The sequence below is a fragment of the Stenotrophomonas sp. YJH_SMC_123 genome, assembly GCF_059368215.1.
The window spans coordinates 103,255-119,773 of the sequence record NZ_JCAFRM010000004.1 but is presented as its reverse complement, the minus strand read 5'-3'; the positions used below and the strand labels follow the sequence as shown (position 1 = coordinate 119,773).

Below are 16,519 nucleotides of genomic sequence, written 5' to 3'. Positions count from 1 at the left end.
CCTGCCTGCTGTCTGAAGAGGCACCGACAATAGACGCTGCGCGTGCGATCCGCCACGGCCGATTGTGCGGCTGAACGCCAGAATTCGCTTCGTCGTGCTTGTCCTCGCTGGCTGCAGCAGGTTCAATGCGGTTCCCACGGATGGAGATTCTCCATGCCCCGCGTTCTCCCGCTCACCGCCCTGCTGCTGGCCGCATTGGCCAGCACATCCGCCACTGCATCGATCACGGTGGCGCCGCAGAAGCCGTCAATCACCGCCGATGCGATGCACCAGGCCTATGCCACGCGCTGGGATGAGGCCATCCAGCAGTCACGCAGTGGCAACACGCTGGGCGCGCTGATCAGCATGGAACGGCTGATGGAGGATCCCCTGCTGGACGACTTCGATGCCGAGCATCGTGGCCGCGCCTCGCAGGTCGCTGGCTGGACCGCACTGATGCAGAAGAAGCCGGCCCTGGCCCGCCGCTACCTGCAGCGGGCGCAGGAGGCCCTGCCGGAGGATGCACAGATCCTGCTTACCCAGGTGTCGGTGGAACTGTCGGACAACCAGCCGGCCGCAGCCACCACCTTCCTGGTGAAGGCACTGCAGCATGCCGACGCGCCGCTGCCGGTCGATCACCACGCCATCAACTACCTGCAGTACCGCCTGCGTGACCAGCCGATGAAGCGCATGGACCTGCTGCAGGCGCTGTTTGACAACGGCTGGAAAAGTGGCGGCCTGGAACCCACCGGGCTGTGGCTGACGCTGGCCACGCTGCAGGCCGACAATGGCCGTGGCGACGGCATTCCAGCCACGCTGGCGCGCATCGACAGCCCGGCCGAGATCATCCGCCTGCGCAGCGACAAGCGCTTCGACCGTTATGTCGATCGCGGCGATGCGCGTTTCGATCCGGTGCAGGCGGCGCAGCGCCACCTCGATGAACTGCGCGTCTCCGGCCTGCTCGACCGTGCACTGGACGCGCGCATGGCCGAGTTCAGCACCACCCTGCTCATGCTGGACCGCAACGAGGAAGTGCTGTCGTTGACCGAGGGCATGGCCGGTGCCGCGAGCAACGGCGAATCACCTGCCGCCGCCGAAGCGGAATGGGTGGCCTGGCTGCTCAACAGCCGGCTCACCGCACTGCGCCGGTTGGGCCGCACCGATGAGGCACTGGCCACGGCGCAACAGGCCCAACGCATCGGCGCACTCGGCCCGGATGGTGTCGAGCACCAGATGAATGTCGGCTTCGTCTTCAGTTCGCTGGGGCGCATGCAGGACGCTGCGCAGGCAGTGAATGACATGCCGGGCCTCGCCGGCTACGGCAAGGCCGCGCAGGCGCTGCTGCAGTTCGCCGCCGCCCGCGAGCGCGGTGATGCCGAGGCGCGCGACGCAGCACGCGCGGTGATCCTGGCCCAGCGCGAGGATGCCCGCCTGTTCCATCGCGAAATGCTGCTGGAGGAAGGCAACCTGGACGGTGCCGCCGCCGTGCTGATCGAACAGCTGCGCTCGCCCATCGAACGCGGGGAAACCCTGGCCAGCCTGCAGGACATGCGAACCTATCCGTCATTGCCGGGCGATGTGCGCATCGATGCCGCGTGGCGTGCACTCAAGCAGCGTGCCGACGTGCAGGCCGAGGTGGCACGCGTCGGCCGCATCGAGCGCTACGACCTGGTCAGCACCTCCACCTCGCGCTGAGCGGCTTTTTGTGTAGAGCCGAGCCGATGCTCGGCTGCAATTGGCGCAGCCGAGCATCGGCTCGGCTCTACAACGCCACGTGCAGGCGGCACCGTCCGCTAGCGCGCCGGCACCTCGGTGCGGATGCCCATCGCTTCGCGGTAGCGTGCGTACAGCGCCATCACCTTGTCCACGTAGGCCAGGGTTTCGGCGTAGGGCGGCACGCCCTTGTAGCGGGTGACCGCACCGATGCCCGCGTTGTAGGCAGCCGCCGCCAACGGGCGGTCGCCGTTGTAGCGGCGCAGCAGCGCGCGCATGTAGCGCGCGCCACCCTCGATCGACTGCTGCGGCGAGAACGGATCGCTCACCCCGTATTCCTGCGCGGTTTCGGGCATCAGCTGCATCACGCCCTGTGCGCCCTTGCTGGATACCGCCAGCGCGTCGAAATTGCTTTCGGCGTGGGCGATGGCACGCAGCCAGGCATCATCGACGCCGGTGGCCCTGGACGCGGCCTTGAACTGCCTGGCGTGCTGCGCCAGCTGCGGCGTGCCGACCTTGCCCAGGCCTTCGTGCGCCGGCTCGCCTGGCGGCGTGGCCACGGTGAACTTCAGGAACACCCGCGAGCCGGGCAGGTTGCGCGTGGAGTAGACCAGCGCCCCGTCCTGTTCGCGCTCGTACAGCACGCCGCTGAACACGCCCATGTTGCCCCACAGGTTCGGGGTCTGGACGGCGTTGTCGTCGATCTCCTTCGGCGTGCACCGCGATCCCGGCTCCGGCGCGGTGGCCAGGCTGACGGTGTTGCCCTGCACGCAGCGGTAGACGGTGCGCGCGGCGGCCAGCCCGGGCCACAGGCTGGGCAGCAGCAACAGCGCGAGCAGGACGGGGCGAGGGGACATGGCGGCCGGATGATCCGGCCGTGCCCGCTAATGTTGGGTGAATGGGGGCCGGCAGGGCTGCGTCCTGCACCCGTGGTAGTGCCGGCCGCTGGCCGGCAACCTCCCGCGACCTGCCGGGGTCAGATCCCGTTGCTGAGCAACGGGATCTGACCCCACTTCGGATCACTTCGCGGTCCTCCGACGCACCCAATAGCCCACGCCCAGCAGCACGAACCACGCCGGGCTGGCGATCAGCGCCTGGCGGGTGTCGCCCTGCAGGCTCAGCAGCACCAGCACGGCGGCGAAGAACACCAGGCACGCCCAGCACATCGCGACGCCGCCGGGCATCTTGAAGATCGATGCAGCATGGCGCTCCGGATAGCGACGGCGATAGGCCATGTAGGCCACCAGGATCAGCGACCAGACGAAGATGAACAGCACCGTCGCCAGTGTCGTCACCAGGGTGAAGGCGGTCACCAGGTTGGGAATCAGGTAGATCAGCAGCGTGCCGCCCAGCAGGCACAGGCACGAGAACAGCAGGCCACGGGCCGGCACTGCGGCGCGCGACAGTTTCGACAGCCCGCGCGGGGCGTGGCCCTCTTCGGCCAGGCCGTACAGCATGCGGCTGGTGGAGAAGATGCCGCTGTTGGCCGAGGACGTGGCCGAAGTCAGCACCACGAAGTTGATCAGGCTGGCGGCGGCGGGAATGCCGGCCAGCACGAACAGCTGCACGAACGGGCTCTTGTCCGGCACCACCTGGCGCCACGGGGTGACCGCCATGATCGCGATCAGCGCCAGCACGTAGAAGATGATGATGCGCACCGGGATCGAGTTGATCGCCTTGGGCAGGTTGCGCTCGGGGTCGGCGGTTTCGGCGGCGGTGGTGCCGACCAGCTCGATGCCGACGAAGGCGAACACCGCAATCTGGAAGCCGGCGAAGAAGCCGACCAGCCCCATCGGGAACATGCCACCGTCTTTCCACAGGTTCGACAGCGACGCGGTGTGGCCGCTGGGTGAGGTGAAGCCCCACGCCACCAGCCCGGCGCCAGTGATGATCAGCGCGCAGATCGCCACGATCTTGATCAGCGCGAACCAGAATTCCATTTCGCCGAACAGCTTCACCGTCACAAGGTTCAATGCCAGCAGCAGCATCACGCAGGCCAGCGCCGGTTTCCAGGCTTCAAGCCCGGGGAACCAGAACTGCGCGTAGGCGGCAATGGCGATCACATCGGCGATGGCGGTGACGATCCAGCAGAACCAGTAGGTCCATCCACAGAAGAACCCGGCCCACGGGCCGAGCAGGTCGGTGGAGAAATCGATGAAGGATTTGTACTGCAGGTTGGACAGCAGCAGTTCGCCCATCGCGCGCATCACGAAGAACAGCATCGCGCCGATGATCAGGTAGACGAAGACGATGGAGGGGCCGGCCAAGCTGATGGTCTTGCCCGATCCCATGAACAGGCCGGTGCCGATGGCACCGCCGATGGCGATCAGTTGCAGGTGGCGGTTGGACAGGCTGCGGCGCAGGTGCTCGGGGGGCGTTGCGGGCTCGGTCATGGGCGCGGGCAAAAGGGGCGGGCGAAGCATTCGACGGTAGTCCTCCGCGGCGCCGAGCGCCAGCGCCAGACGGACCCATTGCGTCAAAGCGGGCCGCTTTCACCACAATGTGACCGAATACCGTATTGATCCCATTCCGCCCGGCCCGGCGCCATGCTCAGATAGCCGCACCTGCCCAAGGACCGGCCCACCATGCGCCCTGCCCCGCCCGCCCCGCTGGAGCCCCGGCCATGAGCCGGCTGCGCGTCATCATCGGCGGCACCGCCCTGGCCCTGCTGGCCGCTGCGCTGCCGATCGCGGTCATGGCCTACGCCACCTGGGACCGCGCGATCAGCGTCGAACAGCAGCGCCTGCGCGACATCGCCGATCGCACCCTGCGCCGCTCCGACCTGTCCTACCAGGAAGCGCTGGCGGCACTGAAATCGGCCGAGGCCGGCGCCTATGTACCCTGCAGCCCCGAACACATCCGGCGCATGCAGACCCTGGTGATGACCACCCCATCGATCGACCAGATGGGCTACTTCGAAGGTGGCAAGCTGCGCTGCACCTCGTGGGGTCCGTTCCTGTCCGATGTGGATCAACCCACGCCGGACCACGTCACCAGCGATGGCGCAGGCATTGCAGTGGATGTGCGCCCGGAAATCAGCGGCCGCCGCCAGGTGCTGGCGGTCCTGTATGGGTCCTACGACGCACTGGTGGACCCGCGCCGCTTCGTCGATGTCATTGCCGACCCGAACGTGCGGCTGGCGCTGGCCAGCCCCGATGGACGCCTGCTGGCCAAACAGCCCGGCCTGGATCCGGACCTGCTGCAGGCACTGCTGCGCGACCCCGGCGAAGGCCTGGATCACGCCACGCTGTTCGCCAGCGCGCGCAACGAGGAATGGCTGGCCATCGCCACCACGCCGCGCACCGCGCTGGCCGCCGCCTTCCGCCAGCAGGCATGGCTGTACGTGCCGGTCGGCCTGCTGCTGGCCGCCGCCGGGGCCGGCCTGGTGATCTGGCTGTCGCGGCGCCGCCTGTCGCTGCGCGGTGAGCTGGCCACCGCCATCCGCCGCCGCGAGCTGTACCTGCATTACCAGCCGATCATCGAACTGGACACCGGCATCTGCGTCGGCGCCGAGGCGCTGGTGCGCTGGCAACGCCCGGATGGCACCCAGGTGCGGCCGGACCTGTTCATTCCGCTGGCCGAAGAGGCCGGCATGATCGCCGACGTCACCGACCTGGTGATCGAGAACGTGGTGCGCGACATGCGCGAGCTGCTGGTGGCCGACCGCAGCGCGCACATCGCGATCAACCTCGCCGCCGAAGACATCAGCAGCGGCCGCGCCCTGAAGATGATTTCCCGGCACATGGCCGGAAGCGGCATCCTGCCGCAGCAGATCTGGATGGAGGCCACCGAACGTGGCTTCCTCGACCTGGACCGCGCGCGCACCATGCTCGCCGCCGCCCGCCGCGCCGGCCACAGCGTGGCGATCGACGATTTCGGCGTCGGCTTCTCCAGCCTGCAGTACCTGCAGCAGCTGCCACTGGATGCGCTGAAGATCGACAAGTCGTTCATCGATGCGATCGGCACCGAAAGCGCCACCAGCCCGGTCACGCCGCACATCATCGACATGGCCAAGGAGCTGGGCCTGTGGGTGGTGGCCGAGGGCGTGGAAACCGAAGCGCAGCTGGCCTACCTGCACAGCCGGCATGTGGAATTCGGCCAGGGCTGGCTGTTCTCGCGGCCGCTGCCGCGTGATGAGTTCGTCGCCTTCCACCACAAGCGGCAGCAGCAGTACGGCGCTGCACGCGAGCACATGCAGAACCCGCGCAGCGTGCCGATCGAGCGTGAAGGGATCGAGTAGGACGGCCAACGGCAGAGCCCCTGGTGGTGGGTCGCGTACAGCTATCCCGGTGTTGGCCGGGACGGTCTCTGACAGGTTCTGGCGGCGGTCCCACCACGGAATCAACAGAAGAAGCAAACGCGGGTCGCTGCGCTCGGTAGATCCACGCCATGCGAGGATGGCGCGGCCCACGGTAGTGCCGGCCGCTGGCCGGCACCGCATCATCGTTGAGCGCCGCCTACGCCCACGCCTTCGGCCGTGCCAGCAACCACGCGACGGTCACCGCCAGCAACAGCAGCGGCAACCATCCCAGCTGGCTCGGGCCGCTGGCCTGCAGCAGCACGCCGCCCGCCACGCCGCCGGCCGCAATGGCCAGGTTCCAGCCGGTCACCAGCATCGACTGCGCCAGGTCCGCAGCGGCCCCGGCGCGTCGTGCCAAGGCGGTCTGGAACAGGGTCGGCACCGCACCGAACGCCACGCCCCACAGGATCGTCGCCAGCAGCAGCGCGCTGGCCACGCCGGGCCATACCAGCAAGGCCAGCACCGGTACGATGAAGCCGATCACCGCCGCCCACACCAGCGCACGCAGGTGGCGATCCACGCCCCAACCAGCAATCCCGATGCCGGCAATCGCCGCCACGCCGAAGGCGAGCAGCAGCCGGTCCAGCCACGGGCCGGCACCCGCCTCCACCGCCAACGGTTCGATGTAGGTGTAGAGCACGTTGTGCGCCAGCACGTACAGCACCATCACCAGCAGCGCGCTGCGCACGCCCGGCATGCGCCAGACCTTGGCCAGCGACGCACGTTGACCGGCACCGGCCGCAGGCAGCGCCGGCAGTGCCCAGCGCGCGTACGCCAGCAGGCCCACGCCCAGCACGCTCATCAGCGCGAACGCCCAGCGCCAGCCGACCTGCTGGCCCAGCAACGTACCGGCCGGCACGCCCAGTGACAGCGCCAACGGCGACCCCACCATCGCCACCGCGATCGCGCGCCCCTGCAGCGACGGCACCACCATGCGTGCGGCATAGCCAGCCACCAGTGACCACAGCAGGCCACCGCTCACGCCGGCCAGGAAACGCGCAGCAAGGATCAGCGCATAGCTGCTGCTCAGCGCCGTCAACGTGTTGACCACCACGTAGCCGGCGATGGCCGCCAGCAACAGCGGACGCCGCGGCAGGCGCTGGGTCAACGCTGTCATCGGCAGTGCCGCCATCACCGAGCCCAGCGCATACACGCTCACCAGCTGGCCCACCGCCGCATCACTCACGCCCAGGCTGTCGCCCATCGGTCGCAGCACGCCGGCCGGCAGGGTCTCGGTCAACAGGGTGATGAAGCCGCCGCCGGCCAGCGCCAGCAGGCCCGCCCACGGCAAGCGTGTGGCCTCACCGGCCGGGCTGGCCGCATCGATGGCGTGGCCGCTCATCGCGCAGCCTCCAGGTCTGCATAGACCGCATCGCGCAGGTCATCGACGAAGGCACCATCCATGCCTTCGTACAGGGTGTTGGTCAGCGCCACCACGCTCAGCCCACGCGCCGGATCAACAAACCAGCTGTGCCCATAAGCACCGCCCCAGCGCCAGGTGCCTTCGCGCTGCGGCGTGCCGCTGGCAGCGGCCTCGCGCAGTACTGCAAAGCCCAGCCCGAAGCCCCAGCCGGCCGGTTCCGGCGGCCCAAATTCGCCCACCTGCGGGCTGGCCATCTCTGCCGCCAGCGCGGGCGGCAGCAGGCCGGAGCGCTGCACGTCACGCAGCGCCTCCAGCACCGACATCACGTCATCGGCAGTACCCACCAGGCCGGCGCCGGCCGAAGCGAAACGGCGGGCATCGAGGGCACGCGCAAGGCTGTACTCGATGCCCACCGTTCCCTCGAACGGCGCGACCACCTCCCCTTCCTGCAGGCGATGCGGCTGCGGCGTGCCGCTCACATACGGCGTGGCCAGCCGTGCGGCATCGCGCGTGGCGAACGCGGTATCGCGCAAGCCCAAGGGGGCAGCCAGCAAACGCTCGAACAGCACCTGCAGCGTTTCACCGGTCGCCGCTTCGGCCACTGCACCGGCCACGTCCACGCCCAACGAGTACAGCCATTGGCTGCCCGGTTCGAACAGCAGCGGCGCCTGTGCGATACGGCGCACGTTCTCGGCCAGGGACACCGGGTTGGCGTCCATGCCATCGCTGACGCCGGCCCGGGCGTACGGTCCGTGCGCATCGGCTTCCAGGAAACGGTAGCCCAGCCCGCTGCTGTGGCTGAGCAGCTGGCGCAGGCTGATCGGCGGCCGGCGGCCATCGGCCAGCGCCGGCCGGAAATCCGGCAGCCAGCGCTGCACCGGCGCATCGAGGTCGAGCACGCCCTCGGCCACCAGGCGCAGGATCACCGTGCTCAACAGCGGCTTGCTGACCGATGCCAGCCGGAACAGCTGGTCGCGCTGCATCGGCAGGGCCGACTCGCGATCGGCCTGCCCGGTCGCGCTGGCATGGCGCAGCACGCCGTGCTCGCACACCAGCACCACCGCACCGACCAGGCGCGTCGGGTGGACCTGCTGCAGCAGCCGCTGCACCGAAGGCAGCATCGGTGCAGGTTCAAGGGAAAGAGCGGCATTCATCGCGGTGATCCGTGGGGAGAGGCCCGCCACGTTAGGCAGCACGGCGCGGCGCAAAAAGCCGGTTGCCGCTCCGGGCATCATGGACCGTGGAGTCCGCAATCGGCATGATGGCCGGAACTGCAAGGCCGCAACAGCAGGCGCCCCCACCCTGCACCACAGTGTTGCGGTGGCGGCGCCGCCCGCCGTGATCACCCCCTACCCTGCCGCTTTCATTGCCCCTACGCCGATGTCAGTCCTGGACAACCTCGCCAACCTGCAGACCTTCGTGCACGCCGCCGACACGCGCAGCTTCGTCGAGACCGGGCGCCTGCAGGGCATCTCCGCATCGGCCGCCGGCAAGTGCGTTGCCCGGCTGGAGCACGCACTGGGCGTGCGCCTGTTCCACCGCAGCACGCGCAGCATCACGCTCACCGCCGAGGGCCAGCTGTTCCTGGCGCGCTGCCGGCGCATCCTCGACGAGCGCGATGCCGCACGCACCGAGCTGGCACAACCGCACGCCACGCCCAGCGGCACGCTGCGCATCAGCCTGCCGCTGGTCGGCGATCTCACCCTGCCGTTGATGGCCGAGTTCATGGCGGCGTATCCGGACATCCGCCTCGACCTGGATTTCAGCGACCGCCTGGTCGATGTCATCGAGGAAGGCTTCGATGCAGTGCTGCGCGTCGGTGAACCCAGCGACTCGCGGATGAACGCACGCCGGCTGGGGGTGTTCCCGCGCCGTGTAATCGCCTCGCCGGGCTACCTGCAGCGCCGCGGGGTTCCGCGCACGCCGGCGGAACTGATGCAGCACACGCTGCTGCACTATCGCTTCCCCAGCACCGGCAAGCTGGAGCCGTGGCCGATCCACTGGCCCGATGACGAAGCACCGCAGGAACTTCCGGTGCACATGGTGGCCAACACCATCGAAGCACGGGTGGCGCTGGCACTGCATGATGTCGGCCTGGCCTTCGTGCCGGTGCACTCGGTGCGCGATGCGCTGGCCGACGGTCGCCTGGTCACCGTGCTGGAGGATCATGTCCACTCCTGCGGCACCTTCCACTTGTTGTGGCCCTCGGGCCGCCACGTGCTGCCGAAGCTGCGGGTGTTCATCGACTTCGTCGGCGCCCGGCTGGGTACCGTGCCGTAGATCCACGCCATGCGTGGATGCTTAAGGTCAGCCGAGCATGGCTCGGCTCTACCGCTGCACGCAACCATTCAGCCAGCGCCGCTATACTGCCCCCTCATTCCTCCAAGAGGCTCGCGACCAATGCGCCATTGATGCCGCCGTCTTCCCATCAGACGGCCTGACTCTTCCCGCCCCTGCGCGCAGGGGAGAACCCGGCATCCATGGAGGTCGCATGACCCCGCATTCCCTCACGCTCGATCGCGTGTCGTATCGACTGGCCGACGGCCGCCCGCTGTTTTCCGATCTGACGTTTTCCTTCGATCCGGTCGCCACCGGCCTGGTCGGTGCGAATGGCGCTGGCAAGAGCGTGCTCGCACGCCTGCTCGCCGGCCGGGTGCAGCCAGAGAACGGGCAGGTACGCGGCAGCGGCCGCGTGTTCCTGTTGCCGACGCCCGGCTATCCACCCGCTGGCACGGTCGGTGAACTGGCCGGCGTTGGCGCTGAACTGGCCGCACTGCAACGCATCGAAGCCGGCAGCGTGGACGAGGCCGACTTCGCCTGCGTCGGCGAGCGTTGGGACCTGCGCGAGCGCCTGCAGCAGCAATGGCAGGCGCTACGGCTGCCCGACGACCTCGATCCGGCCCAACCCGCCGCGCGCCTCAGTGGCGGCCAGGCCATGCAGGTGGCGCTGTCCGGCGCCTGGGCCAGCGGCGCTGATTGGCTGATCCTGGACGAACCCAGCAACCACCTCGATGCCCGCCATCGCCAGCAGTTGTACGAACGGTTGCAGCAGTGGCGCGGCGGCCTGCTGGTGATCAGCCATGATCGCGAACTGCTGGCGCACATGCAGCAGATCGTCGAGCTCGACGCGCGCGGGCTGCATCGCTATGGCGGGCCGTGGCAGCACTACGCTGACGCGCGTGCCGCCGAACGCGAAGCGGCCGCGGCACAGCTGGACCACGCCCGCGCCCAGCACCGGCAGCAGCAGCGCAGTGCGCGCGAACAGCACGAACGCCAGCAGCAACGCCAGGCACGTGGCAATCGCGATGCAAAGCAGGCCAACCAGGCGCCGATCCTGCTCGGCCGACAGAAACAACGTGCAGAGGGCAGCCACGGCCGCGCACAGCAGGTACAGGCCGAGCGCCTGCAGGCCAGCGCAGACCAGCTGCGCGCTGCGGCCTCGGCGGTTCACGCCACACCGGAGCTCGCACTGTTTGCCGGCGAGGGGGAACGCGGCAGCGCACGCCTGCTGCAGGCCGAGTCGCTGGTGCTGCCGCATGGCTGCCGCGCGCCGTTGCAGCTGGACATCCGCCGCGGCCGGCGCATCGCCGTGGTTGGTGACAACGGCAGTGGCAAGTCCACGCTGTTGCGCGTGTTGGCCGGCCAGTTGCCTGCACGCAGTGGCAACGTACAACGGCATGCACCACTGGCGCTGCTCGACCAGCAGTTGCTGGGGCTCTCCGGCGAGCGCAGCATTCTCGACACCGTGCAGGCTGCCAACCCGGCGGCCGATACCGGTGAACTGCGCACACGGCTGGCCCTGCTCGGGCTGGACGCGCAGCGCATCCAGCGTGCAGCCCATCACCTCAGCGATGGCGAACGGGTGAAAGGCGCGCTGGCCAGCGTGCTGTATGCCGCCCCCCCACCGCAGCTGTTGCTGCTGGACGAGCCCGGCAACGCACTGGACCTGAGCGCGTTGCAGGCACTTGAAGAACTGCTGGTGGCATGGCCGGGAGCGCTGGTGATGGTCAGCCACGACCGGCACCTGCTGCAGGCGTTGCAGCCGACGCAGGTGTTGCAGGTGAGCGCCGAGGGTTGGCAGTGGCGTGACGCCTTGTAGATCCACGCCATGCCTGGATCTACTGCAGCAGCCGAGCATGGGCTCGGCTCTACAGGATTGGCCGCGACGGATCACATTGTAGAGTCGAGCCATGCTCGACTCCGCCATGCATCCATCCACGCATGGCATATCGACCAGGGGTAGTGCCGGCCGCTGGCCGGCAACCCATCGATCCTCAGTGCACCGTCACCGCTTCCACACCGGGAACGCCTGCGGCAACTGATGCCACAGCAGCGGGCCCGCACGCAGCTCCTGGTCGTTGAGCAGGCAGGCATCCAGTTCCGCACGTACCGCACGCTCATCCATGTGCACGCCGATCACCACCAGCTCCTGGCGGCGATCCCCCCACAACGGGTGCCACAGGCGTTGCATCGCCGAGTGCGCGGCCGCATCCGGGAAGTCTTCCGGCCCCGGCAACGGTGCGCTCCAGCAATCGGCCTGCTGCCGCGCCCAGCCCAGGTCGCTGTACGGCAGCGGCGTGGGCGGCAGCAACGGCGGCGTGTCCTCCAGCCCAGCACGCACGCGATCGCGTGCGGCGTACCAGAATCCCGCCGCCTGCGTCCGCGTCGCGGCACCTACGGTGTTCAGCTCGCCCACCCAGTCCATGCGGTTGGCCAGCCAGAACCAGCCCTTGCTGCGGATCACGCCCGGCATGCCCGACTGCAACGCGCGGGCGAAACGCGCGGGATGGAACGGTCGCCGCGAGCGGTAGACGAAACTGGCGATGCCGTACTCCTCGGTTTCCGGCGTGTGCTCGCCACGCAGCTCCTTTACCCAGCCCGGCGCACGTTGCGCACGCTCGAAGTCGAAGCGACCGGTGTCCAGCAGCTCGGCCAGCGGCACGTCACCGAAGCTGGACAGCAGCAGCTTCGCGTCGCGGTTCAGGCCACGCAGCACGGCCAGCGTGTCCTGCAGCACTTCGTCATCGGTCTGATCGGCCTTGCTGACCACGATCACGTCGGCGAACTCGACCTGTTCGCACAGCAGGTCGACCACGCCGCGATCGTCATCCGGCCCAGCCTGCTGGCCACGCTCGGCCAGGCGCAGCGTCGAGCCGAAGTCGGCGAGGAACGCGCTGCCATCCACCACCGTCACCATCGTGTCCAGGCGCGCGATGTCACTCAGGCTGAAGCCCTGCTCGTCGCGTACCGCGAAGGTGGCCGCCACCGGCATCGGCTCACCGATGCCCGTCGACTCGATCAGCAGATAGTCATAGCGCCCCGCATCGGCCAGGCGCCGCACTTCCTGCAGCAGGTCATCGCGCAGCGTGCAGCAGATGCAGCCATTGCTGAACTCCACCAGCGTCTCTTCGGTGCGGCGCAGTTCGGCGCCGCCCTCGCGTACCAGCTGCGCATCGATGTTGACCTCGCTCATGTCGTTGACGATGACCGCCACACGCAGGCCCTCGCGGTTGCGCAGGATCTGGTTGAGCAGGGTGGTCTTGCCGGCCCCGAGGAAGCCGGACAGCACGGTGACCGGAAGGCGACGGTCGGCGCGGGAAACAGTGTTCATGTCGGAGCGGGTTGGCTGCGGAACAGAAATGTTACTGTATAACAATTACTGCGCAAGGAACCTCCCCCCATGAAGTCGCCTTCTGCCGCCCTGCTTGATGCCGGCGCGGTCGCCCTGTCCAGCCTGTGCCTGCTGCACTGCCTGGCGCTGCCCCTGCTTGCCGCCGCGCTGCCGCTGTTCGGCACGTGGGCCGAAGCGGAATGGGTGCATCTGCTGTTCGTGGCCATCGCCTTGCCGCTGACCGGCTACGCGCTGTGGCGGGCAGAACGCCGTCACCCGCTGCCCGTGCTGGCCTGGGCCACCGCCGGCGCCGGGCTCGGCCTTCTGCTGGCCGGCGCGTTGGCGCTGCCCTCGCACGACTGGGAAACACCGATGACGGTCACCGGCAGCCTGCTGCTGGCCGCCACGCATATCTGGAACGCGCGACACCGCCACGGGTAGTGCCGGCCGCTGGCCGGCAACCTCATGAACGGGGAAGACAACCTGCAGTCGCCGGCCAGCGGCCGGCACTACCTGGTCATTTGCCGTAGCGGCGCAGCAGCTCGACCAGCACCTGGGCCTCGGCCGCCCGCTGCTGCGGGTCTTCGGCGCCCACCACGTGTTCCTGCAGGTGCTCGTGCAGCAGCTCCATCAGCAGGCTGTGGGCGGCACCGCGCACGGCGGCAACCTGCACCAGCACGTCCGCACAGTCGCCGGCCTCACCCTCCGGCCTGTCCAGCGCCTGCTCCAACGCCGCCACCTGTCCGCCGATGCGGCGCACCCGGGTCAGCAACTGCTTTCGATGCTTGTGTACATGAGCCATGCCGGAATCATATACCCTATGGGGGTATCCACTCCACCACTGGCCCCCATGCACCTGGACGCCCTTGCCGCCGCCCGTCGCCACGAACACCGCTTCGACGACGGCAACCCGCTGGCCGAACGCAATACCCGCCGCGCCCTGTGGCTCACCGTCAGCATGATGGTCGTGGAGATCGGCGGCGGCTGGTGGTTCAACTCCATGGCCGTGCTCGCCGACGGCTGGCACATGAGTTCGCATGCGCTGGCGCTCGGGCTCTCGGTGTTTGCGTACCGCTGCGCACGCCGCTACGCGCACGACCCGCGCTTCGCCTTCGGCACCTGGAAGATCGAGATCCTGGCCGGCTATACCAGCGCCATCGCCCTGCTCGGCGTGGCCGCGCTGATGGCCGTGCAGTCGCTGGAGCGGCTGTGGGTACCAGCACCGATCCACTACAACGAAGCCATCGCCATCGCGGCAGTCGGGCTGGGCGTGAACCTGCTGTGTGCCTGGTGGCTGCACGACAGCCCGGGCCACGCGCATCATCACCATGGCCATGACCACGGGCATGGCCACGAACACCACGACCACGGCCATGCGCACGGTCACGACCTCAACCTGCGCTCGGCCTACGTGCACGTGCTGGCCGACGCCGCCACCTCGGTGCTGGCCATCGTCGCCCTGCTCGGCGGCAAGCTGCTCGGCCTCACCTGGCTGGACCCGGTGATGGGCCTGGTCGGCGCCGTACTGGTCACGGTGTGGGCGGTCGGCCTGCTGCGCGACAGCGGCCGCATCCTGCTCGACGCGCAGATGGACGCGCCGGTGGTGGCCGAAGTACGCGAGGTGATCGAACAGGGCCCGTGGCCGGCACGCCTGGCCGACCTGCACGTCTGGCAGGTCGGTCGCGGCAAGTACGCGGTCAGCGCCAGCGTGGTCACCAGTGACGCCACGCTGGATGCCGATACCGTGCGCAACGCCCTGGCGATCCACGAAGAACTGGTGCATGTAACGGTGGAGATCCACCGCAGCGAGTGATGCACGCCAGGTAGTGCCGGCCGCTGGCCGGCAACCCCATGAACACCGCACGCCACCTGCAGTTGCCGGCCAGCGGCCGGCACTACCGCTAGAGCTTCAGCATCATCCGCAGCAGGTACATCAGCAGCGGCAGCGCGCTCAGCACCGCACCGCTGATGCCGATCCACGGCCAGCGCTCGCCACGCACGCGCGCGGCCACTGCCAGGCCGCCGCCCACCAAGGCCGCGCCCAGCACGCCCACGCCCAGCCCAGCGGCCATGCCATTGCCACCGGCAGCGACTGCCGCCTGCGCCGCCACGGTGCCTGCCCCCCACCCCACAGCAATCCCCAGCCAACTGGCCACGCCGCACCACGGTGCCTTGCCCTGCGCCATCCGAAAACCCCTGTGTCCTTGCCGAATTTCTGTACGGGCCACGCCCGCGTGCTGCCTACACTAGCCGCACCTGCCCTGTAGGGACATCCCATGCGCACGCTCCGCCTGCTGCTGCCCGGTGCCCTCCTGCTGCTCACTGCCTGCGGCGACGATGCGCGGCTTCCCTTCTCCGCCGACCCATTGCAGGGCTGCTTCGCCACCGGCGCGCGCAAGCCCGCCGACTTCCGCATCGACAAGGAAGGCGGCCAGTACTTCGTTTCCTTCAGCCGTGGCGAGCAGTGGCAGCGCGAACCGAACGCCCTGCACAAGGCCACGTCCAGCGAGATCAGCCGCTACTTCCGCGACGACGCCGACCAGATCGACAATGCCCTGATCCGCATGTCCGGCGGCTTCGGCATCTTCCACTTCAACAAGGGCGCGACGCTGAAGGGCAAGGCCAGCGACAGCGACTACATGGCGCTGATGCTGATCGGGGCCGGGCCCGTGTATGCGGTGAAGTGCGATTAGCGACACCGATTTTTGAGGAATGTTTGAAATCCCAACAACTGCGTGATGCTACTCAGTGCGCCACGGGGTAAGTAGAGAAGATGGAGCCTCACCCAGATAGGAGAGGTCCAGATGAAATTGCAGCTAGCTGCTCTCATGTTCATCGTCTCAGCATCCGTACAGGCAGCAGATGGAATGCCAGCTGATCGACAGACCGCTGACGAAGCGACGTTCCCAGCGAGAATTGTTCGCAGCGCAGAATGGCCTGACTCCATCGGGGGAACGGTCAGTGTGGAGCAGTCCCTCACCCGCAACTCGAAGGGTCAGTATGTATATCGCTACGATGATCAATCGGAAGCAACGAAGCGGTACCACGAGGCTTCCTGCACAGATATCGGGATGAATCCCGCCAAGGGAGAGTCAATCACGGTGGGCCCTGGAAGCGCTGCATGGCATTGCTCAAGCATCGAGTCGAACGGTGCTAGTGACGCAAAGAGTACTGACTATGTATTCGCCTATGCACCAAATGGACAGGTATCAGCCGGCCAGAACTTCGTTTCCTACGGAACCGTGAGATTCAACAGCTCTGTAAGCGGGAACATCCAGGGTAGCGCGCAAATCGACAACGGAAGGTGCCAGACCTTCTATAGCGAGTACTACCCACCGAATACCGTGGGAAACCACACCGCAAGAGTACTCTGCTTTGCTCATACTCCGCAGACCATGAATACGTTGATGGAAGGCTGCGTACCGCGCGCCTGCGCAAGCGATCGCGGTTCCATCAGGGCCGACTGATACCAGGCCCCCGCCGCGGAGGAAAGGGCGCCGAGGCGCCCTTTCCTGCTCGGGCTTATGATTCGGCTTCAATCATCACGTACATC

General features: G+C 68.1%; 15 protein-coding genes. 8 read left to right on the top strand and 7 right to left on the bottom strand.

Annotated elements, in window-relative coordinates; translation table 11 throughout:
- Positions 1-153: 153 nt before the first annotated feature.
- Positions 154-1,674 (top strand): hypothetical protein, encoded by a 1,521-nt coding sequence (locus tag AC5P5W_RS11130; protein WP_197575571.1) that lies wholly within the window; start codon positions 154-156, stop codon positions 1,672-1,674.
- Between the two features lie 98 nt (positions 1,675-1,772).
- Here AC5P5W_RS11130 and AC5P5W_RS11125 read toward each other — a convergent pair whose 3' ends face one another.
- Together AC5P5W_RS11125 and cycA are read right to left on the bottom strand one after the other, a co-directional pair.
- Complete coding sequence (locus AC5P5W_RS11125) at positions 1,773-2,549, bottom strand: lytic transglycosylase domain-containing protein (protein ID WP_049406906.1); 777 nt, start codon at positions 2,547-2,549, stop codon at positions 1,773-1,775.
- Positions 2,550-2,711: 162 nt separating this feature from the next.
- Entirely contained in the window at positions 2,712-4,085 is a 1,374-nt protein-coding gene (gene cycA / locus AC5P5W_RS11120; RefSeq protein ID WP_197575374.1) for a D-serine/D-alanine/glycine transporter, read from the bottom strand.
- Between the two features lie 230 nt (positions 4,086-4,315).
- Between cycA and AC5P5W_RS11115 the strand changes: the two genes are divergently transcribed.
- Entirely contained in the window at positions 4,316-5,932 is a 1,617-nt protein-coding gene (locus AC5P5W_RS11115) for an EAL domain-containing protein (protein ID WP_049441460.1), read from the top strand.
- A 217-nt stretch (positions 5,933-6,149) separates the two neighbouring features.
- Here AC5P5W_RS11115 and AC5P5W_RS11110 read toward each other — a convergent pair whose 3' ends face one another.
- Both AC5P5W_RS11110 and AC5P5W_RS11105 read right to left on the bottom strand, forming a co-directional pair.
- Entirely contained in the window at positions 6,150-7,334 is a 1,185-nt protein-coding gene (locus AC5P5W_RS11110) for an MFS transporter (RefSeq protein WP_495221139.1), read from the bottom strand.
- Entirely contained in the window at positions 7,331-8,509 is a 1,179-nt protein-coding gene (locus tag AC5P5W_RS11105) for a serine hydrolase (protein WP_197575372.1), read from the bottom strand. Before AC5P5W_RS11105 ends, AC5P5W_RS11110 begins: the two co-directional genes overlap by 4 nt.
- A 226-nt stretch (positions 8,510-8,735) precedes the next feature.
- Between AC5P5W_RS11105 and AC5P5W_RS11100 the strand changes: the two genes are divergently transcribed.
- Together AC5P5W_RS11100 and AC5P5W_RS11095 are read left to right on the top strand one after the other, a co-directional pair.
- On the top strand, positions 8,736-9,635 hold the full coding sequence (locus AC5P5W_RS11100) for a LysR family transcriptional regulator (protein ID WP_329768431.1): 900 nt from the start codon (positions 8,736-8,738) through the stop codon (positions 9,633-9,635).
- A gap of 211 nt (positions 9,636-9,846) precedes the next feature.
- Entirely contained in the window at positions 9,847-11,454 is a 1,608-nt protein-coding gene (locus AC5P5W_RS11095; protein ID WP_197575370.1) for an ATP-binding cassette domain-containing protein, read from the top strand.
- A gap of 186 nt (positions 11,455-11,640) precedes the next feature.
- Here AC5P5W_RS11095 and AC5P5W_RS11090 read toward each other — a convergent pair whose 3' ends face one another.
- Entirely contained in the window at positions 11,641-12,966 is a 1,326-nt protein-coding gene (locus tag AC5P5W_RS11090) for a GTP-binding protein (RefSeq protein ID WP_197575369.1), read from the bottom strand.
- Between the two features lie 69 nt (positions 12,967-13,035).
- On the opposite strand from AC5P5W_RS11090, the gene AC5P5W_RS11085 reads away from it, so the two are divergent.
- Positions 13,036-13,407, top strand: coding sequence for a MerC domain-containing protein (locus AC5P5W_RS11085; RefSeq protein ID WP_014645760.1), 372 nt, complete (start codon positions 13,036-13,038; stop codon positions 13,405-13,407).
- 76 nt (positions 13,408-13,483) lie between these two features.
- On the opposite strand, the gene AC5P5W_RS11080 is transcribed toward AC5P5W_RS11085, so the two are convergent.
- On the bottom strand, positions 13,484-13,768 hold the full coding sequence (locus tag AC5P5W_RS11080) for a metal-sensing transcriptional repressor (protein ID WP_041863029.1): 285 nt from the start codon (positions 13,766-13,768) through the stop codon (positions 13,484-13,486).
- Positions 13,769-13,816: 48 nt separating this feature from the next.
- Between AC5P5W_RS11080 and dmeF the strand changes: the two genes are divergently transcribed.
- Entirely contained in the window at positions 13,817-14,779 is a 963-nt protein-coding gene (dmeF, locus tag AC5P5W_RS11075) for a CDF family Co(II)/Ni(II) efflux transporter DmeF (RefSeq protein ID WP_197575368.1), read from the top strand.
- Positions 14,780-14,867: 88 nt separating this feature from the next.
- Here the strand turns inward: dmeF and AC5P5W_RS11070 are convergent, their stop codons facing one another.
- Positions 14,868-15,152 (bottom strand): hypothetical protein, encoded by a 285-nt coding sequence (locus AC5P5W_RS11070; RefSeq protein ID WP_032961769.1) that lies wholly within the window; start codon positions 15,150-15,152, stop codon positions 14,868-14,870.
- Positions 15,153-15,242: 90 nt separating this feature from the next.
- On the opposite strand from AC5P5W_RS11070, the gene AC5P5W_RS11065 reads away from it, so the two are divergent.
- Complete coding sequence (locus AC5P5W_RS11065; RefSeq protein ID WP_075076834.1) at positions 15,243-15,659, top strand: hypothetical protein; 417 nt, start codon at positions 15,243-15,245, stop codon at positions 15,657-15,659.
- Between the two features lie 111 nt (positions 15,660-15,770).
- Positions 15,771-16,433 carry a hypothetical protein gene (locus tag AC5P5W_RS11060; RefSeq protein WP_130768654.1) on the top strand — a complete coding sequence of 221 codons (663 nt, stop codon included), beginning with the start codon at positions 15,771-15,773 and terminating at the stop codon, positions 16,431-16,433.
- Positions 16,434-16,519 lie beyond the last annotated feature (86 nt).